5 protein-coding genes are annotated in these 6,421 nt (G+C 60.7%); all 5 read right to left on the reverse strand.

What is annotated here, in order from left to right:
- Positions 1-9: 9 nt before the first annotated feature.
- Complete coding sequence (locus BMY73_RS25565; RefSeq protein WP_092410618.1) at positions 10-201, reverse strand: hypothetical protein; 192 nt, start codon at positions 199-201, stop codon at positions 10-12.
- Positions 198-1,331: a PepSY-associated TM helix domain-containing protein gene (locus BMY73_RS25570; protein ID WP_092410620.1), complete on the reverse strand. Its 1,134-nt coding sequence runs from the start codon at positions 1,329-1,331 to the stop codon at positions 198-200. Before BMY73_RS25570 ends, BMY73_RS25565 begins: the two co-directional genes overlap by 4 nt.
- Positions 1,332-1,412: 81 nt before the next feature.
- The gene (locus tag BMY73_RS25575; protein ID WP_092410622.1) at positions 1,413-3,869 is read right to left on the reverse strand and encodes a TonB-dependent siderophore receptor; all 2,457 of its coding nucleotides are present in this window, start codon (positions 3,867-3,869) and stop codon (positions 1,413-1,415) included.
- A 244-nt stretch (positions 3,870-4,113) separates the two neighbouring features.
- A complete protein-coding gene (locus tag BMY73_RS25580) occupies positions 4,114-5,103 on the reverse strand; it encodes a FecR domain-containing protein (protein WP_062385309.1) in 990 nt (329 codons plus the stop codon).
- Entirely contained in the window at positions 5,100-5,618 is a 519-nt protein-coding gene (locus BMY73_RS25585; RefSeq protein ID WP_092410624.1) for an RNA polymerase sigma factor, read from the reverse strand. Before BMY73_RS25585 ends, BMY73_RS25580 begins: the two co-directional genes overlap by 4 nt.
- Positions 5,619-6,421 lie beyond the last annotated feature (803 nt).

A 6,421-nucleotide genomic window follows, 5' to 3' on the forward strand; every position in this document is an offset into this window, starting at 1 on the left:
TGGCAGCCCTCAAACCCGACGCCGCACCAGCAGCCCCTTGATGCTGAGCCATGCCGGGATCGCCATGCCCACCCAGGCGAGAACGTCCCACGCGCCGTCACCCAGCAGCGCGGCGAACAGGCCGATGGCGGTCAGGAGTGCGATCCAGGTCGGTTTGGCGAAGGCTTTCCAGAACGCTGGGTGTTTTTTGTGTCGTGTCATGCCGCTTCCATCGTTTGCGTTACGTTGACGGTGGCGGCGGCACGACGGCGTACCCACCACAGGTAGACGCCACTGCCCAGTACGATGATGGTCAGCACGTCGAGAATGCCCCAGAGGATTTTCATCGGCATGCCGCCGTAATCGCCGAAGTGCAGCGGCTGTGAGAGCAGCAGGGCGTCCAGGTACCAAGGGCTGCTGACGATTGCGGTCACTTTCAGGTTTTCGGCATCGATCAAGACGGGCGTCAGCAGGTGGGACGTCAGGTGCGTGCTGCCTTTCATGAAGACCGCGTAGTGGTGCTCGCTGGAAAATCGTGAGCCGGGGAACGCGATGAACGACGGCTCCGAGCCTGGAACGGTCGCCTGCGCAATGCGCAGCAGGTCGGTTGCCGGTGCTCGTGTTGTCAGCGGCGGCGCATCGCGATAAGGGGCGACCATCGCGGCCAGCGAATCGTTGCGCCATTGTGCGATCACCAGGTCGGCGCAGGCATTGAGCACGCCCGTCAAGCCGACGACAAACGCCCAGGTCAATGTGACGACGCCAATGAGGTTGTGCAGGTCCAGCCAGCGCACTCGGGTCGATTTGTTCGGCCGGACAGTGGCGAAATCGAGTCGACGCATGAACGGTGCATACAACACCACGCCCGAAATAATCGCTACCACAAAGAGCAGGCCCATGAAGGCCAGCAGTAGCTTGCCCGGCAGCCCTGCGTACATGTCCACGTGAAGGCGCAGCATGATGTTCAGGAACCCGCCGTTCGCCGAAGGGGTTTCCACTGGCTCGCCGGTGCGCGCGTCGAGCATGAAGGTGTGTGTGTCGTTGGGATCGCCACCTGCGGTTTTACCCATGAAGGCATACATGCCGTTGGGCTCATCTTTATCCCAACCGAAATACTGGACCACTTCGCCCTGACGATGCGCCTGGGCGGCGCTCACCAGTTGCTGCAGGTCCATGCGTGGCGTGCTGGCGGGCATTTCCTTGAGCGCCGGCGCATCACCCAGCAGTTCCTCGATCTCGTGGTGGAACACCAGCGGCAAGCCGGTGATGGCGAGCATCAGCAGGAACAGCGTGCAGATCAGGCTGCTCCACGTGTGGATGAACGACCAGCGGCGGATGGTTTGGCTCTTCATGGTGCGATACCGGTTTGAACGGAAGCTAAAAGGGCCGCTGTTCCAAGCGGCCCTTGTTTTCATAAATGAGAGTTTAAACCATTACCATTTGTAATCCACGCTCGCGAGCACACTTCGACGATCGCCGTAATAGCAGTAGAAGCCGTCGCAAGTGGAAATGTATTCCTTGTCGAAGACGTTGTTGGCGTTAACCGACACGCTGACCCCTTTGAGCGAGCTGTTCATGCGCCCGAGGTCGTAATGAACGGCAGCGTCATAGACCGTGTAAGGATTGCTGTGACCGTAGTTCGGGTTGGCCACGAAGCCGTAGCTGCCGATAGCAATGTTGTCGGTTTCGCCGATGTAACGCGCGCCGAACCCGATACCGAAGCCGTCGAGCAGGCCGGTGTGCCAGGTGTAGTCACCCCATACCGAAGCGGCGTTTTCCGGCGTCAGTGGCAGTGGACGGTTTTTGTCCAGCGGGTCGGTGACCTTGGTCATTTTGCTGTTGGCGTAGGTGTAGGACGCCGTCACTTTCAGGTTTTCAGTGACGTTACCCACGGCCTCCAGTTCGAAACCACGGACCTTGGCCTCCCCGAGCGGGCGAGAATTGCCGAAGGTATCGCTGAGCACGATGTCTTTGCGGGTCAGGTCATAAGCCGCTGCGGTGAACATGATGTCGCTGCCGGGTGGCTGGTATTTCAGACCCACTTCGTACTGCTTGCCTGTGCCTGGTTTGAACGCATTGCTCTGACCGGTGGTGACGTCGGCCGCGCCACCTTGTTCCGCCTGAAACGACTCGGCGTAGGAAATGTATGGCGTGAAGCCGGAATCGAAGACGTAGCTCAGCGCCGCATTCCCGGTAAAGGCACTGTCGGTGCGGTCGTCACGTTCGTCCGCAAAGTTATAGAATTTTGTCTTGGTCTTGAGCAGGTCCTGACGACCGCCCAAGGTCAGACGCCAGTTGTCCAGCGCCAGTTGGTCCTGAACGTAGACACCAAAGTCGTCGGTCTTCTGGTTGTAGTCCTGGAACGCGGCGTAGTTGATGTTGCTGAAGTCCTGGCCATAGACCGGGTTGATGATGTTGCTGGTCGGCGCGCTGCCGTACTGCCATTTGTAGTTGTGGTTGACGCGCTGGTAGTCGGCACCGAGCAACAGGGAGTGCTTGAGGTTGCCGGTGTCGAAGTCGGCCTGGAAGTTGTTGTCCAGCGCGAACTGGCTGATGTCCTCGTTCACAACGTTGGCGCCGCGCTGCACGGTGCCGTCATCTGCAACCGATCCGTAGTAACCGCCGGCGGTGATGGTCTGGAACGACAGGTCGCTCTTGGTGTAACGCAGGTTCTGTTTGAACTGCCAGACATCGTTCAGGCGGGTTTCGAAGGCATAACCCAGCGCGTAGTAGGTCTTGTCGTAGAACTCCCAGTCCGGATCACCCAGGTTTTTGTGGTAGCGGATTTCACCGGCGGCCGATGGGTATTTGGTGCCCTGGATCGGCAGAAACTGACTGGTGGTGCCGGTATCGTCGCGGTTGAACTGGCTGAGGAACGTCAGCTTGGTGTCCGGGTTGATGTTCCAGGTCAGGCTGGGGGCGATGTTGTAACGATTGTCGTCGACGTGCTCGACTGATGTGCCGCTGTCGCGCACCACGCCGCTCACACGGTATTCGAAGGTGTCGGCGTCATCGATCTTGCCGGTGCTGTCGAAGCTGATCTGCTTGCGGTTGTAGCTGCCCACCTGAACCTGAACTTCGTGACTGGCTTCGGCTTCAGGGCGACGACTGACCATGTCCAGCAGGCCGCCCGGAGGCGTCTGGCCATATACCGACGAGGCCGGGCCGCGCAGCAGCGCAACGCGGTCCAGGTCCCAGGTTTCCATCTTCGGCATCACGTAGGCGCCTTTCGGCAGCGGCAGGCCATCGAGGAACTGCGTCGGCTCGAAGCCGCGCACCTTCAGCCACTCGGCGCGGCTGTCGCTGCCGTAGCTGCTGGCCACAACGCCAGGCATGTAGCGCACGGCGTCGTCGAGGTTCTGGACCGCGCGATCTTCCATCTGTTGACGGGTAGCGACAGAGATCGAGCGCGGTGCTTCAACCAGCGCGGTGTCGGTTTTGGTGCCAGAGGCGGTGCGGGTAGCCGCGTAGGTTTCGGTCGGTCCCCACGCGCTTTCAAAACCGTCCTGTCGTCCCTGAATGCTGGTTTCAGGCAACGCCATCACGCCCTCCGGCGCGGCAATCAGGCTGTACGTGCCTGCCGACGTCTGGCTCAGCTGCAAACCCGTGCCGCGCAACGCTTGCGCCATGGCGCCCGGCGCGTCGAACTGGCCTTGAACCGGGGCCGAAGTGCGGCCGGCGGCCAGCGACGGGTCCAGCGACAGGGCGATGCCCGCCTGACTGGCGATCTGGGTCAACGTGCTGGACAGCGGCGCCGCTGGCAGGTTGTACGCACGGACGCTAGATGCTTGAGAAGCCGCCAGCAGTTGCGTGCTTGCCATCGGGGTCGCGAGGGCGACAGCGGCAGCCAGCAAGCTGGGTCGCAGAAGAAATTGAAGCGTGCGGGACATGGGCGGGCTCCTGAGTGGAAAGTGTTCTCAATGCCTATGTGCCGGACGAGATCGGGAAAGTGATAGGGCTAATCGAAAATAATTTAGATTCACACTTTGCAGTCGGTCGCTGCGCGTTTATGCCTGCAGCACAAACGTGTGGGAGTGAGCTCGCTCACGAATGCTGAGTTAGAGCCGCAGAGGATGAGGCTGGATGCACCCGCTTTTCCTGGCAAGCTCATCCCATCGTTGATCGGCGTTGCAACTACAGCTTGCGGGTCGGCTTGGCTGTGCTCGCCACCACCGTCACCCACCAATGCGTGCGTTGCTCGATCGCAACCGGCAAGGTCGGCATTAACGCCTTCAGGGCGAGATCGGTGTCATTCAACGGGAAGCTGCCGGTGATCCGCAAATCCGCTACCTGCGGCGCCACGCCGAGGTGGCCCTGACGATACCGGGCCAGCTCCGCGATCACGTCCTTGAGCGGCGCGTTGTCCACCACCAGCATGCCGCGCGTCCAGGCGTCGGCCCCGGGTGCGAGCGCAAGCATCGGGCCAAGGCTATGGCGTTGAATCAGCATCTGCTGGCCTTCACGCAAGACCATTTCGGTGCCAGCCGCTTGTGGGTGCGCCGCGACGGCGGATTGCAGCACGCTCAGCAACGTACCATCGTCCCTGCGCTTGACCAGAAACTTCGTTCCCAGCGCACGCATGCTGCCTTCGTCGGTTTCGACGATGAAGGGGCGTGGGTCGTCGTGGCCGCCGGTTTCTACGAAAATTTCGCCGTCTTGAAGAATCACCCGACGCTGTTTCGCATCGAATCGTACGTCCACCGCGCTGTGGGTATTAAGGCGAATCAAGGTGTTGTCCGACAGCCGAATCGTGCGTTGCTCGCCGGTCGCCGTGCGTAGATCCGCCAGCCAATAATTGACCGGCAGATAACGGTCGCCGAGAAACAGCGTCAGCCCCAAGGCAATGGCGACACTGGCAACCCCGCGGCCAAGCTTGCGGACCTGGCGGCCAACACCTTCACGCGAACGTAGCAACGCCGAGCGAGCCGGGCCGGTGGTGCCGACAAAACGCTGGTCGAGCATGCCGAGTTGCATCCAGGCGCGGGCGTGTTCTTCGCTGGCGGCGTACCACTTGGCGAACTCTTCGCGCTCCGCTTCGCTGCCCCGACCGCAATCCAGGCACAACTGCCAGGCGATGGCGGCGTCGAGCACCTGCGATGAAACCGGGCGGGTGCTGACGCTCATGTCGGTTCGCCGTACAGGGCAACGTAGCACTGGCGCATGCCCTGAGCCAGATACTGGCGTACGCGCGGCACGGAGACGCCGAGTTGGTTGGCGATTTCGGCATGAGCCATGCCTTCCAGACGACTGTACAAAAAGGCCGCGCGCGCCTTGCTCGACAGCTTGCCGAGCAGACGGTCGATGGCTTTCAGGTCGTCGAGGATCAGTTGCTGTTGTTCCAGAGAAGGCTGTTCGGCTTCTGGAATCAACATCAATTCGGTGAGGTAGGCCTGTTCCAGGGCCGCTCGACGGAAATGGTCGAACAGCAAACCTTTGGCCACTTGAACCAGAAACGCCCGAGGTTCACGAGGTTCGGTCAATTGATCGCGGCCAAGAAGCCGTATGAAGGTGTCCTGGCTCAGGTCTTCGGCGCGATGCGGGCAGGCGATATTGCGTTTCAGCCAGGCCAGCAACCAGCTGCGATGGTCGCGGTAGAGCGTTCCGACAAGCTGATGTTGAGGGCTTTGAAGTGACGACACGACGCACCGAAGAGAACAGAGTGACTAACGAGAATTATTCGCGATTGTGTCAGAGCCGATGAATACTGGCAATTGGTCGTTACGACTGAGCGGCTGAACGGTTTGGGCGGGGGGTATGAGGACTTGTGTTTGGAGTACGCCCCTGTGGGAGCGTTATTCACGAGGCATCGGCACCGCGCGGGCCCTGTAGGAGCAGTCGGAGGTTACGACGGCCGCGAACGCGGTGGGACAGTCAACGTTGATGGCGCTGATCCTCCACATTCGTCGGAGTACCGTCTTCGCGGGCAAGCTCGCTTGTAGGGTGTGCATTTCCACTATTTGAGGTGACGCTAGTGGTTTGGTTTGTCCTAACGGCCAAACTGTTCCGCCTTCGGCGGGTTACTTGAAAAGACACCAAGTAACCAAGTGTCTGGCTCCTGGTTGGGCTCCTCCTTCGTCGGAGTACCTTCACTCCGGCGACGCTCCGTGGGCACGCGCCGAACGGACATCCATGTCCTGACGGCGCTCTCGCGGCATCCATGCCGCTCGGCCCACTGCGCGCCACCTGCGTTCAGCCTGCACCCAAGTCGCGCTTTGTGGTGTCTGGGCTGCTGCGGTATGAAGATCAAGATCAAAAGCGAAGCGCGCCCTGCGCTTTCGTAGGTTCGCCGCATGACCTGCTGGCTGAACACAAAACCTGTGGGAGTTAGCTTGGTGTGGACCGCATCCGGGCGAATGCGGTGTGTCATTCACCCCTGATAAAACTGGCTCTCTCCCATCGCGAGCAAGCTGATGGTTACACGCTCAGCGTGCATTCAGTGACG

Source organism: Pseudomonas sp. NFACC02 (assembly GCF_900110765.1).
Taxonomy (GTDB): Bacteria; Pseudomonadota; Gammaproteobacteria; order Pseudomonadales; family Pseudomonadaceae; genus Aquipseudomonas.